20 protein-coding genes, 1 tRNA gene and 5 pseudogenes are annotated in these 24,813 nt (G+C 69.8%); 6 read left to right on the top strand and 20 right to left on the bottom strand.

The window, feature by feature from the left end; genetic code table 11:
• Positions 1 to 16 precede the first annotated feature (16 nt).
• Positions 17 to 1,910: pseudogene (locus tag L2X98_RS14340) on the top strand (heavy metal translocating P-type ATPase).
• Here L2X98_RS14340 and L2X98_RS14335 read toward each other — a convergent pair.
• Positions 1,887 to 2,363 carry a pyridoxamine 5'-phosphate oxidase family protein gene (locus L2X98_RS14335; RefSeq protein WP_259611371.1) on the bottom strand — a complete coding sequence of 159 codons (477 nt, stop codon included), beginning with the start codon at positions 2,361 to 2,363 and terminating at the stop codon, positions 1,887 to 1,889. The pseudogene L2X98_RS14340 and the gene L2X98_RS14335 sit on opposite strands and share 24 nt — an antisense overlap.
• Positions 2,364 to 2,555: 192 nt before the next feature.
• Here L2X98_RS14335 and L2X98_RS14330 point away from each other — a divergent pair, with 192 nt between their 5' ends.
• The 3 genes from L2X98_RS14330 to L2X98_RS14315 all read left to right on the top strand — a co-directional run bounded on the left by L2X98_RS14330 (position 2,556) and on the right by L2X98_RS14315 (position 5,238).
• On the top strand, positions 2,556 to 2,891 hold the full coding sequence (locus tag L2X98_RS14330) for a cation-transporting P-type ATPase (protein WP_354002810.1): 336 nt from the start codon (positions 2,556 to 2,558) through the stop codon (positions 2,889 to 2,891).
• Positions 2,810 to 3,694, top strand: coding sequence for an HAD-IC family P-type ATPase (locus tag L2X98_RS14325; protein WP_354002809.1), 885 nt, complete (start codon positions 2,810 to 2,812; stop codon positions 3,692 to 3,694). The genes L2X98_RS14330 and L2X98_RS14325 overlap by 82 nt, the downstream gene beginning before the upstream one ends.
• 458 nt (positions 3,695 to 4,152) lie before the next feature.
• On the top strand, positions 4,153 to 5,238 hold the full coding sequence (locus L2X98_RS14315) for an HAD-IC family P-type ATPase (RefSeq protein WP_259611368.1): 1,086 nt from the start codon (positions 4,153 to 4,155) through the stop codon (positions 5,236 to 5,238).
• Here the strand turns inward: L2X98_RS14315 and L2X98_RS14310 are convergent.
• The 8 genes and pseudogenes from L2X98_RS14310 to L2X98_RS14275 all read right to left on the bottom strand — a co-directional run bounded on the left by L2X98_RS14310 (position 5,180) and on the right by L2X98_RS14275 (position 13,197).
• Entirely contained in the window at positions 5,180 to 5,647 is a 468-nt protein-coding gene (locus tag L2X98_RS14310) for a universal stress protein (RefSeq protein WP_259611367.1), read from the bottom strand. The two genes, L2X98_RS14315 and L2X98_RS14310, sit on opposite strands and share 59 nt — an antisense overlap.
• A gap of 483 nt (positions 5,648 to 6,130) precedes the next feature.
• Positions 6,131 to 6,215: transfer RNA gene (locus L2X98_RS14305), tRNA-Tyr, on the bottom strand.
• Between the two features lie 263 nt (positions 6,216 to 6,478).
• Positions 6,479 to 6,907 (bottom strand): PfkB family carbohydrate kinase, encoded by a 429-nt coding sequence (locus tag L2X98_RS14300; protein ID WP_259611366.1) that lies wholly within the window; start codon positions 6,905 to 6,907, stop codon positions 6,479 to 6,481.
• Positions 6,841 to 7,374 (bottom strand): PfkB family carbohydrate kinase, encoded by a 534-nt coding sequence (locus L2X98_RS14295; protein ID WP_259611365.1) that lies wholly within the window; start codon positions 7,372 to 7,374, stop codon positions 6,841 to 6,843. The genes L2X98_RS14300 and L2X98_RS14295 overlap by 67 nt, the downstream gene beginning before the upstream one ends.
• Positions 7,375 to 7,453: 79 nt before the next feature.
• Entirely contained in the window at positions 7,454 to 9,304 is a 1,851-nt protein-coding gene (locus L2X98_RS14290) for a glycoside hydrolase family 13 protein (RefSeq protein WP_259611364.1), read from the bottom strand.
• Positions 9,305 to 9,325: 21 nt separating this feature from the next.
• Positions 9,326 to 10,268 (bottom strand): annotated as a pseudogene (locus L2X98_RS14285) (sugar ABC transporter permease).
• 7 nt (positions 10,269 to 10,275) lie between these two features.
• Positions 10,276 to 11,887 (bottom strand): annotated as a pseudogene (locus L2X98_RS14280) (ABC transporter permease subunit).
• A gap of 77 nt (positions 11,888 to 11,964) precedes the next feature.
• Positions 11,965 to 13,197, bottom strand: coding sequence for a sugar ABC transporter substrate-binding protein (locus tag L2X98_RS14275; RefSeq protein WP_259611363.1), 1,233 nt, complete (start codon positions 13,195 to 13,197; stop codon positions 11,965 to 11,967).
• Between the two features lie 222 nt (positions 13,198 to 13,419).
• Here L2X98_RS14275 and L2X98_RS14270 point away from each other — a divergent pair, with 222 nt between their 5' ends.
• On the top strand, positions 13,420 to 13,908 hold the full coding sequence (locus L2X98_RS14270; RefSeq protein ID WP_259611362.1) for a YajQ family cyclic di-GMP-binding protein: 489 nt from the start codon (positions 13,420 to 13,422) through the stop codon (positions 13,906 to 13,908).
• A 460-nt stretch (positions 13,909 to 14,368) separates the two neighbouring features.
• Here the strand turns inward: L2X98_RS14270 and L2X98_RS14265 are convergent, their stop codons facing one another.
• Genes L2X98_RS14265 through L2X98_RS14245 form a run of 5 tightly spaced genes read right to left on the bottom strand, consistent with a single transcriptional unit; the run spans position 14,369 to position 19,187 of the window.
• Positions 14,369 to 15,358, bottom strand: coding sequence for an alpha/beta hydrolase (locus L2X98_RS14265; protein WP_259611361.1), 990 nt, complete (start codon positions 15,356 to 15,358; stop codon positions 14,369 to 14,371).
• A gap of 29 nt (positions 15,359 to 15,387) precedes the next feature.
• The gene (locus tag L2X98_RS14260; RefSeq protein WP_259611360.1) at positions 15,388 to 16,761 is read right to left on the bottom strand and encodes an FAD-dependent oxidoreductase; all 1,374 of its coding nucleotides are present in this window, start codon (positions 16,759 to 16,761) and stop codon (positions 15,388 to 15,390) included.
• Positions 16,758 to 17,876: a polyprenyl synthetase family protein gene (locus tag L2X98_RS14255; protein ID WP_259611359.1), complete on the bottom strand. Its 1,119-nt coding sequence runs from the start codon at positions 17,874 to 17,876 to the stop codon at positions 16,758 to 16,760. The genes L2X98_RS14260 and L2X98_RS14255 overlap by 4 nt, the downstream gene beginning before the upstream one ends.
• Positions 17,873 to 18,619 (bottom strand): demethylmenaquinone methyltransferase, encoded by a 747-nt coding sequence (locus tag L2X98_RS14250; protein ID WP_259611358.1) that lies wholly within the window; start codon positions 18,617 to 18,619, stop codon positions 17,873 to 17,875. Before L2X98_RS14250 ends, L2X98_RS14255 begins: the two co-directional genes overlap by 4 nt.
• 28 nt (positions 18,620 to 18,647) lie before the next feature.
• Positions 18,648 to 19,187 carry a YgaC family protein gene (locus L2X98_RS14245; protein WP_259611357.1) on the bottom strand — a complete coding sequence of 180 codons (540 nt, stop codon included), beginning with the start codon at positions 19,185 to 19,187 and terminating at the stop codon, positions 18,648 to 18,650.
• 242 nt (positions 19,188 to 19,429) lie between these two features.
• Between L2X98_RS14245 and L2X98_RS14240 the strand changes: the two genes are divergently transcribed.
• Positions 19,430 to 20,695: an isochorismate synthase gene (locus L2X98_RS14240; protein ID WP_259611356.1), complete on the top strand. Its 1,266-nt coding sequence runs from the start codon at positions 19,430 to 19,432 to the stop codon at positions 20,693 to 20,695.
• A gap of 26 nt (positions 20,696 to 20,721) precedes the next feature.
• Here L2X98_RS14240 and L2X98_RS14235 read toward each other — a convergent pair whose 3' ends face one another.
• The 6 genes and pseudogenes from L2X98_RS14235 to L2X98_RS14210 all read right to left on the bottom strand — a co-directional run bounded on the left by L2X98_RS14235 (position 20,722) and on the right by L2X98_RS14210 (position 24,796).
• Positions 20,722 to 21,531, bottom strand: a complete 810-nt coding sequence (locus tag L2X98_RS14235; RefSeq protein ID WP_259613337.1) for an ABC transporter permease — start codon at positions 21,529 to 21,531, stop codon at positions 20,722 to 20,724.
• A complete protein-coding gene (locus tag L2X98_RS14230; RefSeq protein ID WP_259613336.1) occupies positions 21,528 to 22,202 on the bottom strand; it encodes an ATP-binding cassette domain-containing protein in 675 nt (224 codons plus the stop codon). The genes L2X98_RS14235 and L2X98_RS14230 overlap by 4 nt, the downstream gene beginning before the upstream one ends.
• A gap of 58 nt (positions 22,203 to 22,260) precedes the next feature.
• Positions 22,261 to 22,533: pseudogene (locus tag L2X98_RS14225) on the bottom strand (ATP-binding cassette domain-containing protein); the annotation flags it as partial.
• Between the two features lie 66 nt (positions 22,534 to 22,599).
• Positions 22,600 to 23,487: a permease prefix domain 1-containing protein gene (locus L2X98_RS14220; protein ID WP_259611355.1), complete on the bottom strand. Its 888-nt coding sequence runs from the start codon at positions 23,485 to 23,487 to the stop codon at positions 22,600 to 22,602.
• Complete coding sequence (locus L2X98_RS14215) at positions 23,484 to 23,852, bottom strand: PadR family transcriptional regulator (RefSeq protein ID WP_259611354.1); 369 nt, start codon at positions 23,850 to 23,852, stop codon at positions 23,484 to 23,486. Before L2X98_RS14215 ends, L2X98_RS14220 begins: the two co-directional genes overlap by 4 nt.
• Positions 23,853 to 23,874: 22 nt before the next feature.
• Positions 23,875 to 24,796 (bottom strand): annotated as a pseudogene (locus L2X98_RS14210) (PPK2 family polyphosphate kinase).
• Positions 24,797 to 24,813: the final 17 nt, after the last annotated feature.

The following is a 24,813-nucleotide window of genomic DNA, read 5'->3' as shown; positions in this document are numbered from 1 at the left end:
CCGGGAGACCGCAGCGATCCGGTTGGCGCGGCTGGTCTGGTCGCGCCCGGTGATCGTGGTGACGGTGCTCGTGCTCGCCGCGGTCCTCGTGCTCACCGGCATCGGGGGCGAGCGTGCGGGCCGATGGCTGGCGATCGTCTGGGTCGCCCTCGTCGTCGTCTACACCCTGGTCGGGATGGTCCGAGACGTGATGCGAGGACATGTCGGTCTCGACATCCTCGCCGTCGTGGCGATGGTGGCCACCCTCGCTGTGGACGAGTACATCGCGTCGCTGATCATCGTGCTCATGCTCTCGGGCGGCGAGGCGCTCGAGGATGTCGCCGCGCGACGCGCGAAGCGGGATCTGACCTCGCTCCTGGATCGTTCGCCCCGAGATGCGCATGTCCTCGCGGACAGGCGCGACGGGACGGGTGAGGCCGTGGCCGATGTTCCGGTGGAGGATGTCGAGGTCGGTGACCTTCTCCTGGTCCGGCCGGGCGAGGTCGTGCCCGTTGACGCGACGCTGCTGGCCGAGGAGTCCTCATTCGACGAGTCCTCGCTGACCGGTGAGAGCCTCCCAGTGACCCGCCACATCGGGGATGAAGTGCCCTCCGGAGCCGTGAACGGCGAGCGAGCCGTGCGCATCCGGGCTCTTCGGCGCAGCGGTGACAGCCAATTCCAGCAGATCGTGGCGCTCGTGCACGAGGCGGAGAAGTCCCGCGCTCCCGTGGTCCGGATCGCGGATCGTTTCGCGGTGCCGTTCACGGCCGTCTCGCTGATCCTTGCGGCGATCGCGTGGGGCCTGTCGGGCGACCCTGTCCGCTTCGCGGAGGTGCTCGTGCTGGCCACGCCATGCCCGCTGCTGATCGCCGCCCCGGTCGCGTTCCTGGCCGGGCTGTCGCGCGGTGCGAAGACCGGACTGATCATGAAGAGCGGCGCGGTCATCGAGCAGCTCGCCCGGGTGCGGGTGGCGGCATTCGACAAGACCGGCACCCTCACACGGGGACGCCCCGAGCTCGTCGATGTCCGGCCCGCGAACGGATTCGGCGCCGATGACGTGCTTCGGCTGGCCGCGTCGGCCGAGCAGTATTCCTCGCACGCCCTCGCCGCGGGGGTTCGTCAGGCCGCGATCGATCGGGGGATGCCGCTGGCCGCTTCCGCTGATGCCCGCGAGGTCGCCACCAACGGGGTCACGGCGGTGATCGAGGGGCGCACCGTCACCGTGGGCAAACCCGCCTTCATCGCCTCACTCGTCCCCGCTCTCCAGCGCACCAGCCTCGCACCCGGTCAGGCCGCGGCCTACGTGGCGATCGACGCAGGCGTTCGCGGGCAGCCTCGTGCTCGCCGACGCCCCGCGCACCGAAGCCGGTGAGGTCATCGGATGGCTCAGGGAGCACGGAGTCGAACGCATCGTGATGCTGACCGGCGACGCCCGCTCCACGGCCGAGTCGATCGCGGCGGACGTGGGGATCACCGAAGTGGAGTCCGAGCTTGCTCCCGGCGAGAAGGTGCACTTCGCCGCACAGCTGCGCCCTCGCCCGGTCATGATGGTCGGCGACGGGATCAACGATGCGCCCGTGCTCGCAGCATCCGACATCGGTGTCGCGATGGGCGCGAAGGGCGCGACAGCGGCCGGCGAGGCCGCAGACATCGTCGTACTCGTCGATTCGCTTCGCCCGGTGGTCGATGCGGTCTCGATCGGGCGCCACACGCTCCGCGTCGCATTGACCTCGATCTGGATCGGGATCGCCCTCAGCATCGCGCTGATGCTCGTCGCCATGACCGGCGTCATCCCCGCCGTGACAGGAGCGCTGGTCCAGGAACTCGTCGACCTGGCGACCATCCTCTACGCGCTGCGAGCCCTCGGTCGTGGGAAATCTCCCGCGGAACGTGGCGTTCGGGTCAGCTCATTCGCTGGACGCGCCGGGTAGCCGCACACCGGCCGGGACGAGGAATCTCCTCCCGGTGATCGACCTCACCATCAGCCTGATCACGAGCGCCTTCTCGCCCGGGAACCACGAGAGCGCGTCGGGCGGGGTGGGCAGCTGGACCGCGGCGTCGGTCGCGCTCACTTCGGCGGTCGCGTGGACGATGACGCTCCAGCGCACTCGCAACGCGCCGCCGTCCACTTCCATGGCGACCCGGGGATGAGCCGCGATCGAGCGGGCCTTGCCGTCATCGGCCGACCGGATGAGGATGACTCCGCGGTCGGTCTGGAAGTTCACCGGATAGATCTCAGGATCGCCGTCCGCATCGACGAATGCCAGACGCGCCAGGGACGCGTGCCCCAACAGCCGCCAGCATTCGTCCGACGGCACCTCCTCGATGCGTACGGCGGCGCTCGATCCGGAGGCGCCCCGCGAGACCTCTTCACCTTCAGTCATCGGGACTCCTTATGGGAATCATGTTCCTCTGATCGTCCGCTGCCCGCAATCTGCGCGGCGGGTCGTTGGTCCCTGCGATTCGCAATGGGACCAATGTCACTGGCGCGCGCCCACCCGATCAGACCACGATGAGATCATGCGTGTGACCAGCGGTCTCTTGGAAGAACCATCCGTTCCAGCGGGATCAGAACGGTGAGATCTCCGAAGACCGGCCCGCGGCCTCTGGCCGCGACGGTCAGCCTCGTCCGTGCGGCAGCCGGAGAGGATATCGCTGGCGTGCTCGCCTCAGTCGGGTCAACCCCCGCGGGGCTCTCCGACATCGACGTCACCGCACGTCGCGAGCGCTTCGGGCCGAACGCGCTGCGCGAGCACCGGGCTCGCCCCCTGCGTGTGCTCGGGCGGCAGCTGCGAGCCCGATCCTCCTCCTGTTGTGCGGGACGGCACTGGTGTCGGCGTTCGTCGGCGAGGGAATCAGCGCACTCACGATCGCTGTCATCGTCACCATCAGCGTCGGGCTGGGCTTCGTGAACGAGTTTCGTGCGGAACGATCCGCCGTCGCACTCCATGAGCGGTTGCGCCACACCGCCGTGGTACTCAGGAACGGGGCACGGAGTCGCATCGATGTGAGTGGCATCGTGCCGGGCGACGTCGTCATCCTGTCCGTGGGAGCGGTCGTTCCCGCGGATCTGCGGCTGATCGCGACCACCGGGCTGGAATGCGATGAAGGCATCGTGACGGGCGAGTCGTCTGCGGTGGCGAAGTCGACGAATGCGGTGGCCGGGGCTGCCGCCCTCGGTGATCTCACCTGTTGCGCCTTGATGGGAACGGTGGTGCAGGCCGGAAGCGGCACGGGCCTGGTGGTCGCCACCGGAGGCGACACCGAGTTCGGCCGCATCGCACTCGGGTTGGACGTGCAGGAGCCGGTCACCGAGTTCCAGCGCGGTCTGGGGCAGTTCTCGACCTTCCTCCTCATCATCGCGGTGATCCTGACCTCGTCGATCTTCGTGGCGGCGCTCCTGCTCGGGCGTCCCCTGATCGATTCGCTCCTGTTCTCGCTCGCCATCGCCGTGGGCATCACCCCGCAGCTTCTGCCCGCGGTCGTGAGCGCGAGCCTGGCGGCCGGCTCGCGCCGACTCGCACGGCAGAAAGTGCTGGTCAAACGCGTGGTCTGCATCGAGGACCTCGGAGACCTCGATCTGCTCGTCACCGACAAGACAGGGACCCTGACCACCGGGAGCATCCGCTTCGACCGTGCCCTGCCCATCGAGGGCGAAGACGCGGAGCGTCTCTCTCCTCGGACTGCTCGCCACCGATGCGGACCCCCTCTCTGACTCCACCATCGGCCTGAACGCCCTCGATGCGGCGCTGTGGCGCTCGCCGACCCGCACGAGTCCGGAACTCGCGTCGTACCGGCGAGTGTCGTTCCGGCCATTCGACCACGAGCGGCGCCGGGCAGAGGCGCTCGTGATTGGTCCGGACGGCGAGGCTCTCGTGGTCGCGAAGGGCGCGCCCGAGTCGGTGATGCCAAGGTGCACCGACGTCGCGGATGCCGACCGGTCAGCTCTGGCATCCCTCTACCAGACCGGTGCGCGCGTCGTCGCTGTGGCCTCCCGCCGCGCGCCGACGGCAACGGTGCTGCGCGAGGAAGAGAACGACCTCACCTTGAACGGCTTCCTCGTGTTCACCGACGGGATCAAGGCCGATGCCGCGGAGTCACTGGCTCGGCTCACGGCCCTGGAAGTCCGTGTGAAGGTCGCCACCGGCGACAGCGCAAGCCGTCGCGGTCCACGTGTGCGAACAGCTCGGCATGCCGGTGGAGGGCACCGTGACCGGCGATCAGATCGACGCGATGGACGATGCAGACCTGGCTCGCACCGCACCGGACGTCACCGTCTTCGCCCGTGTGTCGCCGGAGCAGAAGGCGCGCGTCATCCTGGCGCTGCGGCAGAAGGGGCGGGCGGTCGGATTCCTCGGCGACGGGGTCAACGATGCGCTCGCACTTCATCGCGCCGATGTCGGGATCTCCGTCGACTCTGCCGTGGATGTCGCAAAGGATGCGGCCGACATGATCCTGCTCGAGAAGGATCTCGGTGTACTGGCCGACGGTGTGACGGAGGGTCGGCGGATCTTCGCCAACACGATCAAGTATGTGCTGATGGGCACGTCCAGCAACTTCGGGAACATGTTCAGTGCGTCCCTCGCGTCCCTCCTGCTGCCGTTCCTGCCGATGCCTCCCGGGCAGATCCTCCTCAACAACCTCCTGTACGACTCCAGCCAGTTGGCGATTCCGACGGACAACGTCGACGCGAGCCAACTCCGGGCGCCCTCGCACTGGGACATCCCCGCTATCCGGCGGTTCATGCTGCTCTTCGGCCCGATCAGCTCACTGTTCGACTTCGCCACGTTCGGCCTGATGCTCGTCGCATTCCATGCAGCGCCGCCGGAATTCCGCTCGGGATGGTTCATCGAATCGATCGCCACGCAGACGCTCATCGTCTTCGCGGTGCGCACGCGTCGTGTGCCCTTCCTCCGAAGCCGCCCCGCGCTGCCGCTCACGCTCGGCGTCCTCGCCGTCGTCGCACTCGGCACATGGTTGCCGTATTCGCCGGCTGCCGGCTTCCTCGGATTCACACCGCTGCCCGCGCCCTTCTTTCTCGCGCTCGTTGGGATGGTGGTCGCCTACCTGGTCCTGGTCGAGCTCGCGAAGGTGCTCTACTACTCCCGACTCGAACGGCCCCGAGATGCGGCGATCCGCCGTCGCGCGTACCGACACCGCATCGCCCGCCGCGCTGCACGGTTCTCGGTGGCGACGGGGGTCAGGACTCGTCAGGCCCGCCCCGCGTCCCCTCTTGCTGTCGGCGAGGATGAACGATGAGGACCGGACAGTGTCCATGCTCGGCGCACGCCGCGCTCACGGACCCGAGCAGCAGTCCAGCGAATCCGCCGTGGCCACGGCTCCCGAGGACGAGCATCGCACTGTAGGCGCTCTCTTCGATGAGCGTCAATGCGGCCGGCCCGATGAGAACCGCTCGATTCAACGGCGGCGGCACATCGGCGAACGCGCTCTCGATGGCTGTGTCGAGGACCATCTCCGCATCGCGCTCGGGCGACCAGGAGTCGGAGAGATACGGCGAGACGAGTGGATGAAATGTCCAGGCGGTGGCCACGCTGAGCGGTGACCCCAATGCCGCTGCGATACGAGCCGCATAGCGCAGAGCCTCAATCGACGAGTTCGACCCATCCACGCCGACCAGTACACGGTCCCGGTCCCTGCTGTCGTCCATACCAGCCACTCTGGTGTCGTCTCCACCGGGCCGGCAGGACGAAAGTCACATCTGAACGCCTAGAACGCGCGGCGCGCCCGCAACACACCCGCGCCGGCCGGCCTCGGTCCGACGCCTCGGGCGCGGAGAAGCCCAATCGGCGAAGTGGACCCGGGCATACCCGGGTCCCTTTTCGTACGATCCGTCCAGCCGATGGCCGGACTCCCTCTCGACATCCGTCGCTTATGACGGGACGCATCCCATGGCGGGTTGTGAGGTGTCTGGGTTCAGGACATGGGCGACAGGTGATCGGCGACACGTGAGTCGGGTCAGAGGCGAAAGACTCGACGGACTCGAGCCGCGCTCGCGCACACCCTTATCGAGTCCGCGCTCCGGCGCCGACCGGTTGCGGACAGGACGATCGCGATCCGTCAACGAGAAGGAGCCCGGCCGATGGCCGGGCTCCTTCTCGTAATCCGTCGCCGATGTCGCGACTCAGGACAATGGTGGCGAGTGAGGGATTCGAACCCCCGAAGGCTACGCCGGCTGATTTACAGTCAGATCCCTTTGGCCGCTTGGGTAACTCGCCGAGGCGCACCCGCCCAGCTTGTACAGTCGACCGGAGGCGCGATCACCCATATTACCTGCTCCCGCACCCCTCCGCGAACAGCCCGACCCCTCCCCTCCCACTCGCCGAGATTGTCGTTCGTCCGCCGAGATTGTCGTTCGTGCGCCGAGGTTGTGCACAACCTCGACGGACCGAAGACAACCTCGGCGAGCGGAGCACAACCTCGACGAACCGAGAACAACCTCGGCGGGAGGGGAGGGGTCAGGTGCCGAGGCGGTCGAGGTTCATCGCCGAGGCCGAGGCCGAGCCGGGCAGGCGCGCAGCGCCCCGTGGAAGCGCACCGTCGCGGCCGCGATCGCCATCGCCTGCTCGAGGGCCTCCTCCCATGTCGGGGCGTCGGCCGGAGCATCCCGGACCATCGAGGCGACCACGGACGCGAACACGGCGTCACCGGCGCCCATCGTGTCCACGACCCCACCCGGCGCCGCCGCGATCGGCGCATTCACCACGGTGCCACCTGTCTGCAGCACCGCACCGGCCGCACCGGCCGTGGCCAGCACGACCTCGGCTCCGTCCTCAGAGAGCTGGGTGCGCAGGATGTCGAGCTCAGACGCATACAGCAGCGAGGCATCCTCTTCGCCCACCTTCACCAGGCGCGAGCGCCCGGCCAGCGACTCGAACCCGCGGACGAACTCGGCCCGATCGCGCAGCATCCCGGCCCGCGGATTCGGATCGATCGCCAACGGACGCTCCCCCACGGCATCCGCCAGCGCCGCACCTGCTCGGCGTCGTCGAACGGGAAGCAGCTGACCGCCGTGATCGGGGCCGCCGCGATCGCCGCCCGCTCCGCGTCGCCGAACTCGACCCGGCGCCCGCGCGCGGCCGCATTGAACTCGTACACCGGCTCACCGCCGGTGCGGGTCGACACCGCGCGGGACGACCCCCGCGGCGCCGGCGACGCGAGCAGCCCCACGCCGTAGTCGTGCAGGTACGCGCGGATGTGCTGGCCCGCCTCGTCGTCGCCGACCATCGCGATCAGCGTCGCCGGAACGCCCAGACGCACCAGGCCGACCGCGACGTTCAGCGCGGCCCCGCCGACCAGCTCGGTCACCGACGTCCCGTCGCGCAGCTCGTCGATCAGCGCATCGCCGATCACCGCAACCGGGGCAACCTGTTCCATCCCGTCAGTGTAGACAGACGGATGCCGCAGCCGCCCGAGCCGCACGGCACCCGGCCGCACGGCGCCCGAGCCGCGCGCCCTACGCCGTCGCCGGCGGCGCCACCACCCCGGGCAGCGCCCATGCCGCGAACACCGGGCCCTCGGCCGACAGCAGCACCGAGCCGTCCGCGGCCACCCCGAGCGTCGCCTCGCCGAACGCCGCCTCGGCGGCGCCCGCCCCGATCACCAGCGGCGCCGGGAGCACGACATCCACGTCCCTGCGCGCGGCCAGCACCAGCACGCTGCCCGACGCGGCCTCGCGCACGAACACCACGGTCTGATCGTCCACGTGCAGCCACCGCAGCCCGCCGGTGCGCAGCGCCTCGTGCGCGTGCCGCAGCCCGATCAGGTCGCGGTACAGCGCGATCCGCTCGGCCACCTCCGGCTCGTCGATCCGGTCCCAGGGGATCGGGGTCCGGCTCATCTCGCCGTCCACGCCGGTCAGTGCGAACTCGTCGCCGGCGAACACCACCGGCAGACCCGGCAGGGTCATCGACAGTCCCACCGCCAGCGGCACCGTGCCGGGGGCGGCGTGCGTGGCGAACCGCGCGGTGTCGTGCGTGTCCAGCGGCTGCATGCAGCCCAGCCGCACCCGCCACGGGATCTGCGCGGTGAACAGCTCGAGCTGGGCCACGAACTGACGCGCGGTGTAGCGCGGCAGGCCGGTCGGGATGCCGAAGAACCACGCGTCCGCGGTCGGCTCGGACAGCCACGCCCACACGCCGCGGGTGAACGCCGGGTAGGTCATCGCCCCGTGCCAGGCATCCCCCTGCAGATCTCCCGCCGCGTCGTTGGTCGACTCGGCCAGCAGCGTGTCGGGGTTCGTCTCCACCATGGTCCGGCGCAGGATGCCGCGGACCTCGGCATTGAGGTCTTCGGCGCCGAGCCGCCCGGTCATGTTCGCGACGTCGATCCGCCAGCCATCCACGCGGTACGGCGCGTCCAGCCACTTGGCCACGACCGAGTCGGGTCCTTCGATGAAGCGGCGTCGCAGCGTGGCCGAGTTCCAGTTGAACTTGGGCAGCGACGGCACGCCCAGCCAGGCCTCGTACTCGGTCTGCGCGGCATCGCGGAAGTAGTAGAAGGCGCTCTCGGGCGAGCCGGGGTGCCGATACGCCGCCTGGAACCACTCGTGCGCATCGCCGGAGTGATTCGAGGTGAGATCGCCCATGATGCGCATGCCGCGGCCGTGCACGGCCGCGATCAGCCGCAGATACGCCTCATCGCCGCCCAGCAGCGGGTCGACGGTCGCGAAGCTCGACGCGTCGTACCGATGGTTCGACCGGGCGGGGAAGATCGGCGTGTGGTAGACCAGCGTCGCCCCGAGACCCTCGATGTGGTCGAGGCGGTCGACGATCCCATCGAGGTCTCCGCCGTAGAGCTGGTGGCTGCGCCCGGGCGGCAGCGGGTCGAGCGGGGCGTCCCAGTCCGCGGGGATCGCCCAGTCCGGCCACCGGCGATCGGATGCGGCGGCCGACCGCGCGAACCGGTCGGGGAAGATCTGGTACATCACCGCCCCGCCCAGCCATTCCGGCGGCGGGTTGCCGGCGACCAGGGCGAAGTCGACCGCGTCGAGGGCTTCGAGCCGGCTGTGCCCGCCCTGGCTGAGCGTGGAGGTCGACCCGTCGGCGTGGATGAGGTCCCACCGGTAGCCGTGCCGCGGGTTGGCGACGATGATCCGCGCCGACCACCACTGCCAGCCGTCCGCGTCGCCGTCGTGGGATGCCTCGGCCCAGACCGGCTCATGGTCGGGGTTGGACCGCACCAGCGCACGCGCGACCGGAGCGGCACCGGACGGCACCCGCAGCCGGACCACGACCTCGTCGCCGAGGGCCGGGTCGGTGGCCGAGACGTGCAGCGGCGATCCGTCGTGGTGCGGCGTCAGGTCCATGGCATCCATTCTCCGCGCGGATCACTTCACGCTGCCGGCGGTCAGCCCGCTGACGATGTAGCGCTGCAGAGACAGGAACAGCGCCATCGGCAGGATCGCGGCCAGCACCGCGCCGGCGGCGAACACGCTCCAGTTGCGGGCGGTCTCCTGCGAGACGAACTGGTACAGCCCGACGGCGAGGGTCTGCTTGTCAGGATCGACCAGCACCACCGAGGCGATCACGAAGTCGCTCGTGGTGCCGATGAAGGCCAGCAGTCCGATCACCGCCAGGATCGGCGCGACAAGTCGCAGGATGATGGTGAAGAAGATGCGCGCGTGCCCGGCACCGTCGATCTTGGCGGCCTCGTCGATCGAGGCGGGCACCGTGTTGAAGAACCCGTACATCAGGAACGTGTTCACCCCCAGCGCGCCCCCGAGGTAGATCATGATCAGGCCGATCTGCGAGTTCAGCCCGAGCACCGGGAAGATGTCGCCGATCGCCGACATCAGCAGGAAGATCGCGACGAATGCCAGGCAATGCCGGGAACATCTGCACCAGCAGCGAGTGGCGAGGTCCGAACCGGCGGCCCGTGAACCGCATCCGCGAGAACGCGTATGCGGCCAGTGCGCACAGGATGACGGTGCCGACCGAGCTGGCCACGCCGATCACGATCGTGTTCAGGAACCACGCCCCGTACGGGCGGGTGGGATCGCCGAACAGGTCGAGGTAGCTGCCCAGGTCGAAGTTCTGGAACAGTCCGTTCGCGGTCAGCAGCGTGCCGCCCGGGTTCAGCGACGCCGACAGCACGTACACCAGAGGGAAGGCCGCGAACACGAGCATGACGATGCCGACCAGGTGCCGCCATCCGGTCTCGCGGAACCAGCGCGGGAACGGCCGCCGCGGCTGCGGGGCGGCCGCGGGAGCGGGAGTGGCGGCGGGAGGGGGCACGGCGGCGGCGGTCGCCGTCGCGGGAGTGGAGTTCATCGCCATGTCAGTTCAGCTCCTCGAGGACCTTGGTCTGCCGGAAGCTGAGGTACGAGATCAGCGCCACCAGCACGAAGATGATGATCGAGAACGCACTGGCCAGACCGTAGTCGCGGTTCGCGCCGACGAACGCGACCTTGTAGACCATCGAGATGAGGATGTCGGTCTGGCCGACGTTGATGCTCGCGTCGGCGATGCGCGGCCCGCCGCCGGTGAGCATATAGATCAGGTTGAAGTTGTTGAAGTTGAACGCGAACGACGAGATCAGCAGCGGCGCCACCGAGACCAGCAGCAGCGGGAACTTGATATGGCGGAAGACCTGCCACACGCTCGCGCCGTCCACCCGCCCGGCCTCTTGGATGTCGTCCGGGATCGACTGGATGGCGCCGGTGCACACCAGGAACATGTAGGGGAAGCCCAGCCACAGGTTCACGATCAGGATCGCGGCCCTGGCCAGCCACGGATCCTGCAGCCACGGAATGGATGCCCCGCCGAAGAGCACCTGGTTGATGAAGCCGAAGTCCTGGTTGAACATGCCCGCCCACACCAGCGCCGACAGGAAGCCCGGGAACGCGTACGGCAGGATCATGATCACCCGGTAGAGCTTCCTGCTGCGCATCCGCGGATCGTTGAACACGATGGCCAGGAACAGTCCGAGGACGAAGGTGGTGGCCACCGACAGGACGGCGAACACGAACGTCCAGATCAGCACCTGCAGGAACGGGCCGCGGATGGACTGATCGGTGAAGGCCCGCACGAAGTTGTCCGCACCCACCCAGACCTGCCAGCCCGGCAAGCGCTGGGTCCCGTCGTCCGCGGTGAACGCGCCGTGACCGGTGTCGCGGTAGACCGTGCCGGTCTTGGTGTCGGTCATCGTGTCGGCTTGCGGCATCCCACGTCAGCGTCGACGTGAACAGGTAGGCGTTGGAGCCGTCGGTGGTCTTCAAGAAGCCGTCGTTCGGGTCGGCGTCGCGCTGGACCGACAGCGCGCCGATGGCGTCCTGGTGCTGCACGATCTGATCGAAGTCCAGGGTGGTGTAGCCGGGGGCGCCGGTGGCGTCGGCGCCGTCGACAGGCTCGAGCGGCTGATCGGCGCCGCCCACCTCGAACGCCCCCGTGTCGGGGTCGGTGATCAAGAAGAAGAACGAGCCGTCCCGCTCGAGCACGGTCACCGGGAAGGTGGGCGAGTCCTCGACCCGGGTCTGCGACTGCTGGAGCAGTGCGTGCACCGCGTCGTCCTTCGTCGAGACGTGCCCGGATCCGTAGTTCGTGAACGCGATGTAGATCGTGTACAGGACGACGAAGATCTGGAAGATGAACAGGAAGATCAGGCCCGGCGTGAGGTATTTGGCCGGCAGGAGCCCGGGCTTGAGATAGACGAAGTTGACCAGGCCCGCGATCACGGCGATGACCAGCGGCATCAGCCACTGGCCCTGCCCGATCAGCACGAGCATCGCGTAGACGGCGAGGGCGTCGATCACACCGAGCAGCACGATCTTGGTCAGCCACACCTTCCAGCCGGCGCTCGCCGCCTCGGCGTGCGCGGCCGCGCGGGTGCGGCGGCGGACGGTCGCGACGTCCGGCTTATCGCGTTCGTCCTGGAGGATGGGACCTGTCATCGTCGACTCCTGTCGTGCGGGGCGCGTCAGCGACCGGGTGGGGGCGGAGCCGGTCCGGCCCCGCCCCACCGGGTGCGCTACTTGAGCTTGGCCTCGATGTTCGAGGTCATCTTCTGCCAGCTCGAGGTCGGGTCGGCACCCTTGATGATGGCGGCCTCGGTCTTGCCCCAGTCATCCCACACCGAACCCATCTGCGGGATCGACGGCATCGGCACGGCGTTCTCGCCGACCTTGCCGAAGCCGGCGATGATCGGGTCGGACTGCGCGGCCTGGTACGCGGTGGTCAGTGCCGGCGGACGGCCGCCGGCCTTGTACAGCGCGGTCTGCACCGGGTCGGTGGCGATGTAGTTGACCAGGAAGTCGGTCGCCGACAGGGCGTTCTTCGACTTGGCGCTCAGGAAGAACGTCTGCACGCCCGCGAACGGCGCGGCGGTCTTGCCGCCGGCCGACGGGATCGGGTCGACCGAGACGTCGATGCCCTTGGCCTGCGCGTCGGCCACGTTCCAGGGACCGGTCAGCAGGTACGGCGCGTCGCCGGCCAGGAAGGCCTCCTTGGCGATGTCCTGCGAGAGGTTCAGGTTGATCACCTTGGTGCCCTTGGCGCCCTGCGATCCGAGCCAGGCGGCGAAGGCGTCGCCGGCCGAGTCGCCGATCGTGAGCTTCGAGGCGTCGTACGAGCCGTCTGCGTTCTGGGCGAACACCGAGTTGCCGAACGAGGTCTGGAACGGGTACAGGTGGTACGGATCGGCCGCCTGCGGGTCCAGGCCCACGACGAACGGGTACTTGGTGCCGGCCTTCTTGCCGGCGGCGATCATCGCGTCGAACGTGGCCGGGGTGGAGTCGACCAGCTTGGTGTTGCGCAGGATCGCGATGTTCTCGATGGCGTACGGCAGCCCGTAGGTCTTGCCGTCGTAGGTGACCGCCTGCAGCGCGACCTTCTCGAACTGGGACGCCTTGTCGCCGAGCTCGATCGGGGCGATGATGCCGTCCTGCACGAAACCACCGGTCCAGTCGTGACCGCCGATCGTCAGGTCGGGGCCCTTGCCGGTGGGCACCTGCGCGGTGAAGTCCTGCTGGATCTTGCCGTAGTCCTTGACGACCAGGTCGACCTTGATGCCCTTGTCCTTCTGGAACTCGGCGGCGACGTCCTTCAGGGCGCGGGCCCGGTCGGCGTCGACCCAGACGGTCAGGGTGCCGGCGCTCGTCTTCTTGGGCTCGTTCGCGGCCTGTCCGGCGCAGCCGGCCAAGCCGAGCATGCTCCCGGCGATCAGCGCCGCAATGGCGATGGCGCCCTTCTTGTTCACCTTCATCGGTGTGTGCCTCTCTGGAATCGGTGGGCAGGCCTCGAAGGGCCCCGCCCAGGATGCGCTCGCATTGCAAGCGCTTACATTGTCACCCAGGATGCTGCTTCCCACAATCCCGCAGGATGGCCGATACCATCTCGTGATCTTGTCGGCGCCATTGGAAGCGCTTCCATGGCGTCAGGCGTACGGCCGTCGCCGCCGGCGGGCGGGCTCGTTAGACTCGTCGTCATGGCTGACTCATCCTTCGACATCGTCTCCAAGGTCGATCATCAGGAGGCGGACAACGCCCTGAACCAGGCCCGCAAAGAGGTCGAGCAACGGTATGACTTCAAGGGCACCGGTGCGTCGATCGAGTGGAGCGGCGAGCAGATCCTGATCAAGGCGAGCACCGAGGAGCGCGCGGCGGCGGTGCTGGACGTGTTCCAGTCCAAGCTGATCAAACGCGGCATCTCGCTGAAGAGCCTCGAGTCGGGCGAGCCCGAGGCCAGCGGCAAGGAGTTCCGCATCACGTCCAGCCTGAAGGACGGCATCGCGCAGGAGAACGCGAAGAAGATCAGCAAGATCATCCGCGACGAGGCCCCGCGCGGGGTCAAGTCGCAGATCCAGGGCGACGAACTGCGCGTGCAGTCCAAGAGCCGGGACGATCTGCAGGAGGTCATCCGGCTGCTGAAGGCCGCGGATCTGGACGTCGACCTGCAGTTCATCAACTACCGCTGACGCCGACACACCGCTCGCGCAAGACCCTCATCGCCCTCGCCGAAACGCGAATCCACACCCGCCGCGAACGCAGGCTTAAGATTCGCTGAAGATCCGTCGTCTTGTCCCCCATTCGGTGGACACGCGGGATCGGCTGAGGGTAGGTTGAAATCACTTGACGCACTGGGACGGGTTTCGCCGAGTGACGAACGCCGGGCAGACGACTGGGGAGTCGAACACCGGCACGTCACGGCATACGGTGACGCCCAAACGCGGAAAGAGGGTGGGTGCCACGAGTGATCGTCTTTGGGGATCGAAGACTCGCGGCACCCACGATGGCTATGTCACCGCAGGCGACGGTCCCGTCTGGGGAACGGGCGCTTCATCGAGCTGGGGACCCGACGCGACGCCCGCGTGACCAACCGGTTCCACGCTACTTGTCGGCCCGACCGATGTCGAGCCGACCGGCGGCGCGCCGGATTCACCCGCCGCGCCCCCGCAGGGCCGGAGCCAGCCAGAGCGCGACCGTCGCGAAGGCGTCCGCGCGCGCCGGCATCCGGGACAGGAACACGTCGTGCAGCGCGCCGTCGATCCGCGCGATCGTCACCAGGCGGCCGATCCGCGTCGCCGCTTTGGCGATGTCATCGACCACCAGCACCGAGTCGGCCGTGGTCATCTGGTCCGACCAGGTCAGCGGCGGGACCGATCGGGCCGACAGCAGGACCAGGGCGGGGCATCCCACCTCGACGCCGGCGCTGATGCGTGCGTGCCCCTCGAGGATCGCGGCGAGCCACCGAGGGTGGGTGCGGAACCCGCGTGCGGGACGCCAGTCGGAACGGTAGCCCGGCACATCGATGGCCCCGACCTCGCGCTGCGCCCGCGTGTAGAAGCCGAGATCGACCTGCGGCTGCGTGCCGTACGGATCCAGCCGCGCCCGCGCGCCGACCAGCGGGGCCAGGGCGGTGCGACCGAGCGCGCCCAGCTCGAGCTCGAGCCACGGACTGTTCAGCACCAGGGCGGATGCCCGAGCCTGATGCCGCGCCGCCCACAGCGTGAGCACGAGCCCGCCGGTGGAATGCCCGAGCAGCACCAGCCGGCGTTGCGAGCCGGCGCCTTCGCCGTGCCCCATCGCCTGCAGGGCGGCCTCGATGTCGGCGTCGTACTCGTCCAGCCGGCCGATGTCGCCCGGCGTCTGCCCGGGGCGCAGGCTCCGTCCGTACTTGCGCAGATCGAGCGCATGGAATCGCGCGCCGCGCGTCGTCCAGAACTGCGCCAGTGCGGGGTCGAAGAAGTAGTCCGACCAGCCGTGCACGCTCAGCACGTCGACGTCGGCGAACCGGCCCCGCAGACGGGGCAGGAGCCGCGGGATGCTGCGGACCAGGGTGGCAACGACCGGGCCCTCGGCGTCGTCGCCGAGCGCGAGGGTGAGCTGTTCGAACGGCGCACCGAGGATGTCCGGCTGCCACGTCATGGTCTCAGCGTATGACGTGGCGCCGCGCGTCACTCGCCGCGGGAGATGCGCACCATCTCGTCGCGGGGCACAACCTTGATCCGGGCGCGCTCGTGCGGCTCGCCCAGGGCGATCTCGTGCGCGTCCAGACGGTGCCAGCCGTCCAGGTCGGTCCAGGCGACGCCGCGCTCGGCCAGCAGCTGCCGGATCGACTCCTCCTCCGGATGAGCCGGGTTCCACCACGACGCCTGGTCGTTGATCACGTGCCGCACGGTCTCCATCGCGTCCGACTTGGTGTGGCCGATCAGGCCGACCGGACCGCGCTTGACCCACCCGGTGGCGTACACGCCGGGCACGTGCTCGTTCGACTCCTTGCGCAGCACCTGGCCCTCCCGGTTGGGGACGACGCCATGCCGCTTGTCGAAGGGGATGCCCGGCAGCGGCGAACCGAAGTAGCCGATCGCCCGGTAGACGGCCTGGACCGGCACCTCGCGCACCTCTCCGGTGCCGACGACCCCGCCCTGCCCGTCGGGGCGGGTGCGCTCATACACGAAGGCGATCGCCCGGCCTTCGGCATCCGTGCGCACCTGAAGGGGCTTCGCGTAGAAGTGCAGGTGCAGGCGTCGGGATGCCTCGCCCCCGGCGCCGTTCGCGCTCGGACGCTGGCGCCAGGACTGCAGGATGCGGTCGATGACCATCACCTGCTTGTTCGTGGCGATCGCCTCCTTCGAGGCCTCGTCGTAGTCGAAGTCCTCGTCGTACAGCACCATGTCGACGTCGCGCAGCTCGCCCAGCTCACGCAGCTCGAGCGGGGTGAACTTCACCTGCGCGGGGCCGCGCCGACCGAACACGTGCACGTCGGTGACCTTGGAGGCGGCCAGTCCGTCGTGCACGTTCGGCGGGATCTCGGTGGGCAGCAGGTCCTCGACGTGCTTGGCCAGCATCCGCGACACGTCCAGGGCCACGTTGCCGTTGCCCACGACGGCGACGGATGCCGCCTCCAGCGGCCACTCGCGGGGCACATCGGGGTGACCGTCGTACCAGCTGACGAAGTCGCCGGCCCCGAACGATCCGATCGCGTCGGCGCCGGGGATCGGCAGCGGCGAGTCGCGCACCGCTCCGGTGGCGAAGATCACCGCGTGGTAGTGCTCGCGCAGGTCGTCCAGGGTCAGGTCGGTGCCGAACTCGACGTTGCCGAAGATGCGGATGTCGCCGCGGTCGAGCACGTCGCGCAGGGCCGTGATGATCCCCTTGATGCGCGGGTGGTCGGGGGCGACGCCGTAGCGGACGAGTCCGTAGGGCGCGGGGAGCCGCTCGAACAGGTCGATGGAGACGTCGAACTTGCGCTCGGCCTTCAGCAGGTTGTCGGCGGCGTAGATGCCCGCCGGGCCCGCGCCGATGATCGCCAGCCGGAGCTTGGTCATGGAGTCCTCTCGGAATGATCGGGCGCGGCCGTTCGGCCCGCCCCGTGCAGAAGGGTCAGGCTGCGATCGGCGACGGCCTCGGCGAAGCGGGTGAGCGCCTCGCGGACCGGTCCGCCGGGCAGCGGTTCGATCGCCGCGATCGCCTCGAGCGACCACTGGCGGGCCAGTTCCCGCGTCTGGGCGGTGGCGTCGTGCTCGCGCAGGGCCGTCAGCGCCTCGTCGAGGATGCCGGGGTCGGCTCCGTCGGCGATCTCGGCGACGCCGGCGTCGATGCGGGCGTGCAGCGCGGCGGATGCGGCATCCGTGCGCTGCCCGAGCAGCAGGTAGGGCATCGTCGGCACGCCGGCGCGCAGATCGGTGCCGGGCACCTTGCCGGTCTCGTCCGGATCACCGGACAGGTCGATGACGTCGTCCAGCAGCTGGAACGCGACGCCGGCCTTCTCGCCGAACGTGACCAGCGGCTGCCGGTATTCGTCCGGGCCGTTGCTGAAGATGACACCGGACTGGGCGGCCGCGGCGATCAGCGACCCGGTCTTGTCCGAGAGCACCTGCAGGTAGAACGCGACCGGGTCGTCGCCGGGCTGGGCGCCGATCGTCTCGTGCATCTGGCCGAGCACCAGGCGCTCGAACGTGTCGGCCTGCAGCCGGATGGCGCGGTCACCGTGGCGGGCCATGATCTGGCTGGCGCGGGAGAACAGCAGGTCCCCGGTGAGGATGGCGATGCTGTTGCCCCACACCGAGTGCGCGGCCGGGACGCCGCGGCGCACGTCCGCGTCGTCCATCACGTCGTCGTGGTACAGCGAGCCCAGATGGGTCAGCTCCAGGGCCGTGGCCGACTCGATGACGGCATCGGTGACGCCGTCGCCGAGCTGGCAGGTCAGCAGCACCAGCATCGGCCGGATGCGCTTTCCGCCGGCCTCGTAGAGGTAGCGGGTGGTGGCATCCACGAGCGGATCGGTCATCCGCAGCTCGTCGGCCAGGGCGCTCTCGACGCGCGTCAGGCCGTCTTCGACGGTGCGCATCAGCTTGCGGGACTTGGCGCCGGCGAAGACCCGTTCGGTCAAGCCGAGCCGGCCCGCCACGCGCGAGCCCGGCACGGAAGGGCTCGGAGTCACCCCTCCAGCCTACCGGGCTGGTTTCGCAGGTCCGGCTTCGTGGCGCGGTGCAGCGCGACGATCCCGAATGTGAGGTTGCGGTAGGCGACATCGGTCCAGCCCGCCGCGCGGATCCATGCGGCCAGGGCGCGCTGGTCGGGCCATTCGCGGATGGACTCGTTGAGGTATTCGTAGGCTTCGGCGTTCGTGCTGACAGCCTTGGCGACCACCGGCAGGATGCGGTTGTTGTAGAAGCCGTAGAGCCCGGCGAAGGCCGCCGACTGGGGGTGGGAGAACTCGCAGATCACCAGGTGTCCGCCGGGCCGGGTCACGCGCAGCATCTCGGCGAGCGCCCGCTGCGGCTCGTTCACGTTGCGCAGTCCGAACGAGATCGTGACGGTGTCGAACGTGTCGTCGTCGAACGGCAGGGCCACAGCATCCGCCTGCTCGAACGTGAGGTTCGGGATGCCGGAGTGCCGGCGGCGGCCTTCGGCGATCATCCCCGGCGAGAAGTCGGCGGCCACCACCTCGGCGCCGCTGCGGGCGAGCGAGACCGAGCTGGCCCCGGTGCCGGCGGCCAGGTCGAGGATGCGCCGGCCCGGACGCGGCGCGACCGCGCGCGTGGCCGCGATGCGCCACAGCTTGTCGTTGCCCAGGCTCAGCACGGTGTTGGTGCGGTCGTAGCCGGCCGCGACCTGGTCGAACATGCCGCTGACCCGGCCCGGGTCCTTGCCGAGGTCGGCGCGATTCGGCTCTGCACTCACCCGTCGAGTCTAGGCCGGGCGGCTCGGGTCAGCGGCGGAGTGCCGCGAGGCGGTCGAACCAGGGCGCGGCGGTGGCGTCGTCGAACGGCGGGGCGGATGCTTCGACCCGTCCCTTCAGCTCGGTGGCGAGCTGTTCGAGCCGGGCGACGACATCCAGCGGGTAGCCCTGGGCGATGCGGTGCTCGTCCCATTCGTCCTCGTCGTCGATCCAGATGCGGCCGTGCACGTCGCGGATGACGTCGAGGTCCATGTCGATGCCGCCCGGCTCCGTCCCGGTCCAGTGCACATCCCACGCGAGGTCGATGTACACGCGGTAGTCGGCGGGCGGCGCCTGGTTGAACGTGAGCGCGTATTCGCCGCTCGGCGGGATCAGCGTGACGTTCGGCCCGGCCGCGGTGATCTCGCGCCCCGGGCGGTGGCTGCGCCATCCCGCCGGCTGCCCGACCCAGTCGCCCCAGTCGTCCGAGCCGAGGAAGAGGCAGTCGTGCTCCCAGTGCGGCGAGCCGTCCCATTTCCGCCACCGGAAGGTCAGCCGAGTCCCGGGCCGCGGGCGGTCTGCGTCGCTCACCCGCCGAGTCTACGGCCCTCCCCCTACCTTCCGGGATTTCCTTCCGGGCTCTCCTTCCGGGCTCTCCTTCCGGGACCTCTTTCCGGGATCTCTTTCCGGGATCGTACGATTTGGCCGAGTGAACATCATCCTGGGCCGAAATTGATGTGCACTCGGCCAAATCGTACGATCTCGAGACACAAGCAGGGCGGGACGAGGACGGGCGGGACGAGCGAGGGGCGAGGGCGCCGTAGGCTGGAGGGGTGACCGGATCGCCCTCCCTGCGACTGCACGTCCGCACGCGCGAATTCGATCCGGCGGCCGACCTCATCGAGTACGCCGACCCGGCCGCGCCCCTGGTCTGGCTGCGCCGCGGCGATGGGATGGCCGCCCGCGGCAGCGTCACCCGCATCGACGTCGACGCGACCGCGCACGAGCCCCGCGCCGAGGGGCTCTCCCGCGCCTGGACGCGTCTGGCCGCGCACGCCGTCATCGACGACACGGTCGGCATCCCCGGCACCGGCCTGATCGGCTTCGGCGCCCTCACCTTCGACGAGCGCTCGGCCGCGTCCAGCTCGATCGTCGTGCCCGAGCTGATCATCGGCCGGCGGGGTGGACGCGGCTGGGTCACCAGCATCCGTCTCGACGACGGGCAGGATGCCGCACCCGACCCCGCGCCGATCCTCTACGACCCGTATTGGTCGGCGACCCTGGGCCCGGGCGCGCTCGACCCGGACGGATACCAGGCCGCCGTCACCGCGGCGCTGGCGACGATCGCGGCGGGCGAGGTCGGCAAGGTGGTGCTGGCCCGCGACCTGGTCGGCACCGTCCCGGCGGGGGCCGACCTGCGCCGGCTGGTGCACGAACTGGCCACCGGATACCCCGACACCTGGACATATGCCGTCGACGGCATCATCGGGGCGAGTCCCGAGACCCTCGCCACCGTGAACGGCGGTCGGGTGACCGCCCGCGTGCTGGCCGGCACCTCGGCACGCGGCGCGGATGCGCCGGAGGATGCCGCGGCCGCCGTCGCTCTGGCGGCCAGCGCCAAGGACCTCGACGAGCACGCCTACGCCGTGCAGAGCGTGCTGGACGCCCTCACGCCGCACACCACCGGCCTGACCGCGGACGAGCATCCGTTCACGCTCGAGCTGCCCAACGTCTGGCACCTCGCCACCGACGTCGCCGGCACGCTGACCGACGGCGCGACTTCACTGGACCTGATCCGCACGCTGCACCCCACGGCGGCCGTGGCCGGAACGCCGACGAATGCCGCGATCGAGGTGATCCGCCGGCTCGAGCCGTTCGACCGCGGCCGGTACGCCGGCCCGGTCGGCTGGATCGACGCCCGCGGCGACGGCGAGTGGGCGATCGCGCTGCGCGGAGCGGAGTTCGGCACGCAGGCCGTCGGCGGCCTGATCCCGGTGACCGCGCATGCCGGCGCCGGCATCGTCGCCGGCAGCGACCCCGAGACCGAGCTGCTCGAGACCCGGGTGAAGTTCCGCCCGATCGTCGACGCCCTGGCCTGAGACATCCCGCCGCGGAAGTCGCGCGTTCAGATCGAGCGCTGGTAGCTGCGCAGCGCGCGCACCGCCCACCAGAATGCCAGCGCCGCCAGCAGCACGAGCCCTCCGGCCTGCCACCAGGCGCCATCCGGAAGCGACCCGGACAGCCCGCCCCGACCGAGCTCGACGGCCCAGGTCATCGGGTTCCATCGCGAGACGGCCTGCACCCAGGAGGGCATGAGTGCGGCCGGCATCATCGTGGTCGACAGGAACGTGGCCGGCAGGACGATCATCTGCGAGAGGCTGATGAGCGCGATCTGGCTGCGCGAGATCAGCGCGACCGCCGTCGAACAGCAGCAGAAGATCGTCGCCAGCACCGTCGCGACGGCCAGGGCCAGCAGCATCCCGCCGATTCCGCCCGGGTAGCGGGCGCCGGCGAGCGCGCCGATGCCGAGCACGATCAGGGACTGGGCGAGGTTGATGATCAGCTTGCCGACGAGCTGCCCGGTGATGATGGCCGAACGCCGGATCGGCGAGCTGAGGTACTGATCCATCACCCCCGAGCCGATGTCGTCGATGTAGCCGGTGCCGGCCCAGGCGCCCGAGTAGAGGACGGTCATCATCAGGATGCCGGGCACGAGATAGGCGATGTACCCGCTGCCCCGAACTGCGGCAGCACCCCGAGCGACCGGAAGACCTGGCCGAACAGCACGATCCAGATCACCGGCTCGCAGCAGGCTCATCACCGGTCCCCATACCTGCCGGAACGTGGAGATCAGCCAGCGGCGCAGCACCTGGCCGGTTTGCGTGAACCAACCCGCGCGGTACACCGCGGGGGCATGGATTGCGAGGGCGGTCATGCCGCGACTCCTTCCGGGACGTCGGCGTGCTCGCCGAAGGTGCGGCCGACGAAGTGCAGGTACACGTCGTCCAGCGTGGGGTGGGATGCCGAGACCTGGCCGTATCGGATGCCCGCGGCATCCAGCGCCACGATCACGGCGCCGACGGCGGCCGAGGCGTCGTCGGTGCGGGCGGCCAGGAGGCCGCCGACACCGGATGCCTCGACCACCACGTCGCGCAGGCCCGGCACCCCCGAGATCGCGGTGCGGACGGCCGCGGCATCGGGCTCGACCAGGCTCACGCGCAGCGAGTCTCCGTGCAGCGCGGCCTTGAGCTGATCGGGCGTGCCCGCCACGACGGCGCGGCCGCGGTTCACGACCAGCAGCTCGTCGGCGAGGCGGTCGGCCTCTTCCATGTAGTGCGTGGTCAGCACGACGGTGAGCGCCTCCTGGGCGGACAGCCGGCGGATCTCGGCCCACATCGTCGCGCGGGCCTCGGGGTCCAGCCCGGTCGTGGGCTCGTCGAGGAACAGCACCCGCGGCCGGTGCACGAGGGCCGCGGCCACGTCGAGTCGGCGACGCATGCCGCCGGAGAACGTCGAGACCGGGCGGCGGGATGCCTCGCCCAGCCCGAACTCGTCGAGCAGCCGGGCCGCACGTCGGCGGGCATCGCCGGTGCTCGCCCCGCGCAAGCCGGGCGGCGATCTCGAGGTTCTCGGCGGCCGTCAGCACCGGGTCGGTGCTCGCGCCCTGGGAGACGTAGCCGATCGCGGCGCGCACGGCGTCGGCCTCGCGGCCCACGTCGTGCCCGGCGACCCGGGCGGTGCCGCTCGTCGGGCGCGACAGCGTGGTGAGGATCTTGGTGGTCGTGGACTTTCCGGCCCCGTTCGGACCGAGCAGGCCGAACACGCGGCCGGCGGGCACGGTCAGGCTGAGGCCGTCCAGGGCCCGGACCGCCGGACGGCGGCCGCGGCCGGGGTAGACCTTGACGAGCTCGTCGGCCGAGATGGCGTCTTCAGGCATGGCGAAGCATCCCTTCCTTATCGAGGTGGGTGACGGAGACGGTGGTGCGGGACGGCGGGGGCCGGGTCATCGCTCCTTGCGCGGGGCGAACATCATCCGGGCCAGCACGAGCATCATCGCGGCAAGGCCGCCGAGGAAGGCCAGCGGCGCCCACCACCAGCCGACCGTGAACACCAGCAGCACGATCAGGCCGAACGTGACCAGCCAGATCGCCGCGCTGTAGATGCCGAAGCGGGCGGCGGTCTCGGGCTCGGTCTCGAACCGGTTGGGCGGCATGTCGGCGTGCGCCTGGCGGGTCCAGGCTTTGTGGCGGTTGGTCTGGGTGGCGCCCAGGAACGCGTACAGGATGATCGCGCCGATCACGCCGACGGCGGCGAACACGACGGTCCAGACGGGCAGCGCCCGGGTGAGGATCAGCCCGACCAGGCCCAGGCCGAAGACGCCGAGGAACGTCGCGACCCCGTAGCCGGCGGCGCGCGGCTGCGGCATCGGGTGGTTGGTGGTGGTCTCCTGCGAGAGTGCGTCGCCCACCAGCATCCACGCCCCGGTCGAGGTGATGCCCAGCAGCAGGAACAGCAGCCCGATCGGCACCGGCAGGATTCCAGTCGCCCCGAGCGTGCCGAGGGTCAGCCCCACGACGACGGCGAGCGCCCAGGCGACGGTGCGCACGACGAACCCGGCTTTGGGCCGCACCCGGTGCACGGCGTAGGCGGCGGCGTCGTACCCGTCGCGCTTCGCCCGCGGGGTCACCGCTTCGCCCAGCAGCTCGCGCACATCGCCCAGCTCCGTGACGGCGCGGGATGCGGCATCCGTCGCCGGCACACCGGATGCCTCGAGCTCGGCGACCCGTGCGATCAGGTTGGCGCGGACCTCCTCTTTCAGGTCCTGCGTGTCCGGCGTCATCTCGATGCCGGCGAAGGCCTCGTCCAGGAGGCGATGGATGTCGGTGTTCATTGCTCTGCGGCCTTCCGAGGGGTCTCGCCGGGGGTCAGGAGGGAGTCGATGATGCGCCGGGTCGCGACCCAGGCGGCGACGTTGGACGTGTAGACCGCGCGGCCGGCGTCGGTGATGCGGTAGTACTTGCGGCGGCCGCCCTGTGTCTCGTCGCCCCAGTACGACTCGGCGAGGCCGTCGCGCTCCAGGCGCCGATACGTGGCGTACAGGGTGGCCTCTTTGATCTCGTAGTCGCCGCCGGTGGCCTCGCGGATCGCCTTGTAGATCTCGAAGCCGTAGCTGTCGCCGCGCCGGAGCACGCCGAGCACGATGGTGTCGGTGTGGCCGCGGATCAGGTCGGCGGCGAAGGCGCTGTCTTCACTCACGTCAAGTACTGTATCACATCAACTACTCTACGAGGAAGAACAGACTGCCGCCGACGAGAAGCGCTGCCGCGGTCGAGGTCAGGTCGCGCGCAAGCCGTTCGCGCTCGGCGGCGACGTCATAGGTCGCGGCCGGCCAGTGCGGGCCGATGTCGGCCAGCGCATCGAGCATGAGGCCCTGCACCGCCAGCCGCGCGTACCACTTGCGGTTCGCCGGGACGACGTACCAGGGTGCGGCGTCGGTCGAGGTCCGGTCGAAGACCGTCTGGTACGCGCTCATGTAGGCGGGCCACAGCATCCGCTCGTCCACATCGCCGGGGTTGTACTTCCAGTGCTTGTCGGGGCGGTCCAGCCGCTCCATCAGCCGGTCGCGCTGCTCTCCCGACGAGATGTGCAGGCATGACCTTCACGATGCGGGTGCCGGATGCCGCCAACTCGGCCTCGAACGCGTTGATGGCGTCGTACCGCCGCTCGATCTCGGCGGGGTCGGCGAGCTCGCGCACCTTGCCGATCAGCACGTCCTCGTAGTGCGAGCGGTCGAACACGCCGATCATGCCCGGCTCGGGCAGCCGGGAGCGCACCCGCCACAGGAAGTCGTGCGCCAGTTCCTCCGGGGTCGGCTTCTTGAACGCCGCCAGCGACACGCCCTGCGGGTCGACCGACCCGACCACGTGCCGGATGATGCCGCCCTTGCCCGCGGTGTCCATCGCCTGCAGCACGAGCAGGACCGAGGCATCCGTCCCCCCGCCGCGGCTCTCGGCGAACAGCCGCTCCTGCAGCTCGCTCATCTCGTCCGCGCCGGCGACGAGGTCGTCGATCGAGTCGCGCTTGCGGCGGCCGTAGCCGGGCGTGGCCTCGGCATCCACCCGGTCCAAGCGGAATCCGCGCCCCACGCGCAGGAGTGTCGAGACGTCACCGGTCCAGTGCTTCTGGCTCTTCGAGGTCATGAGGCCATCATGGCCGC

This window comes from Microbacterium elymi, assembly GCF_021582895.2.
Classification (GTDB): Bacteria; Actinomycetota; Actinomycetes; order Actinomycetales; family Microbacteriaceae; genus Microbacterium; species Microbacterium humicola.
The sequence above is the reverse complement of the archived record's forward strand: the minus strand, read 5'-3'. Positions and strand labels throughout refer to the sequence as shown.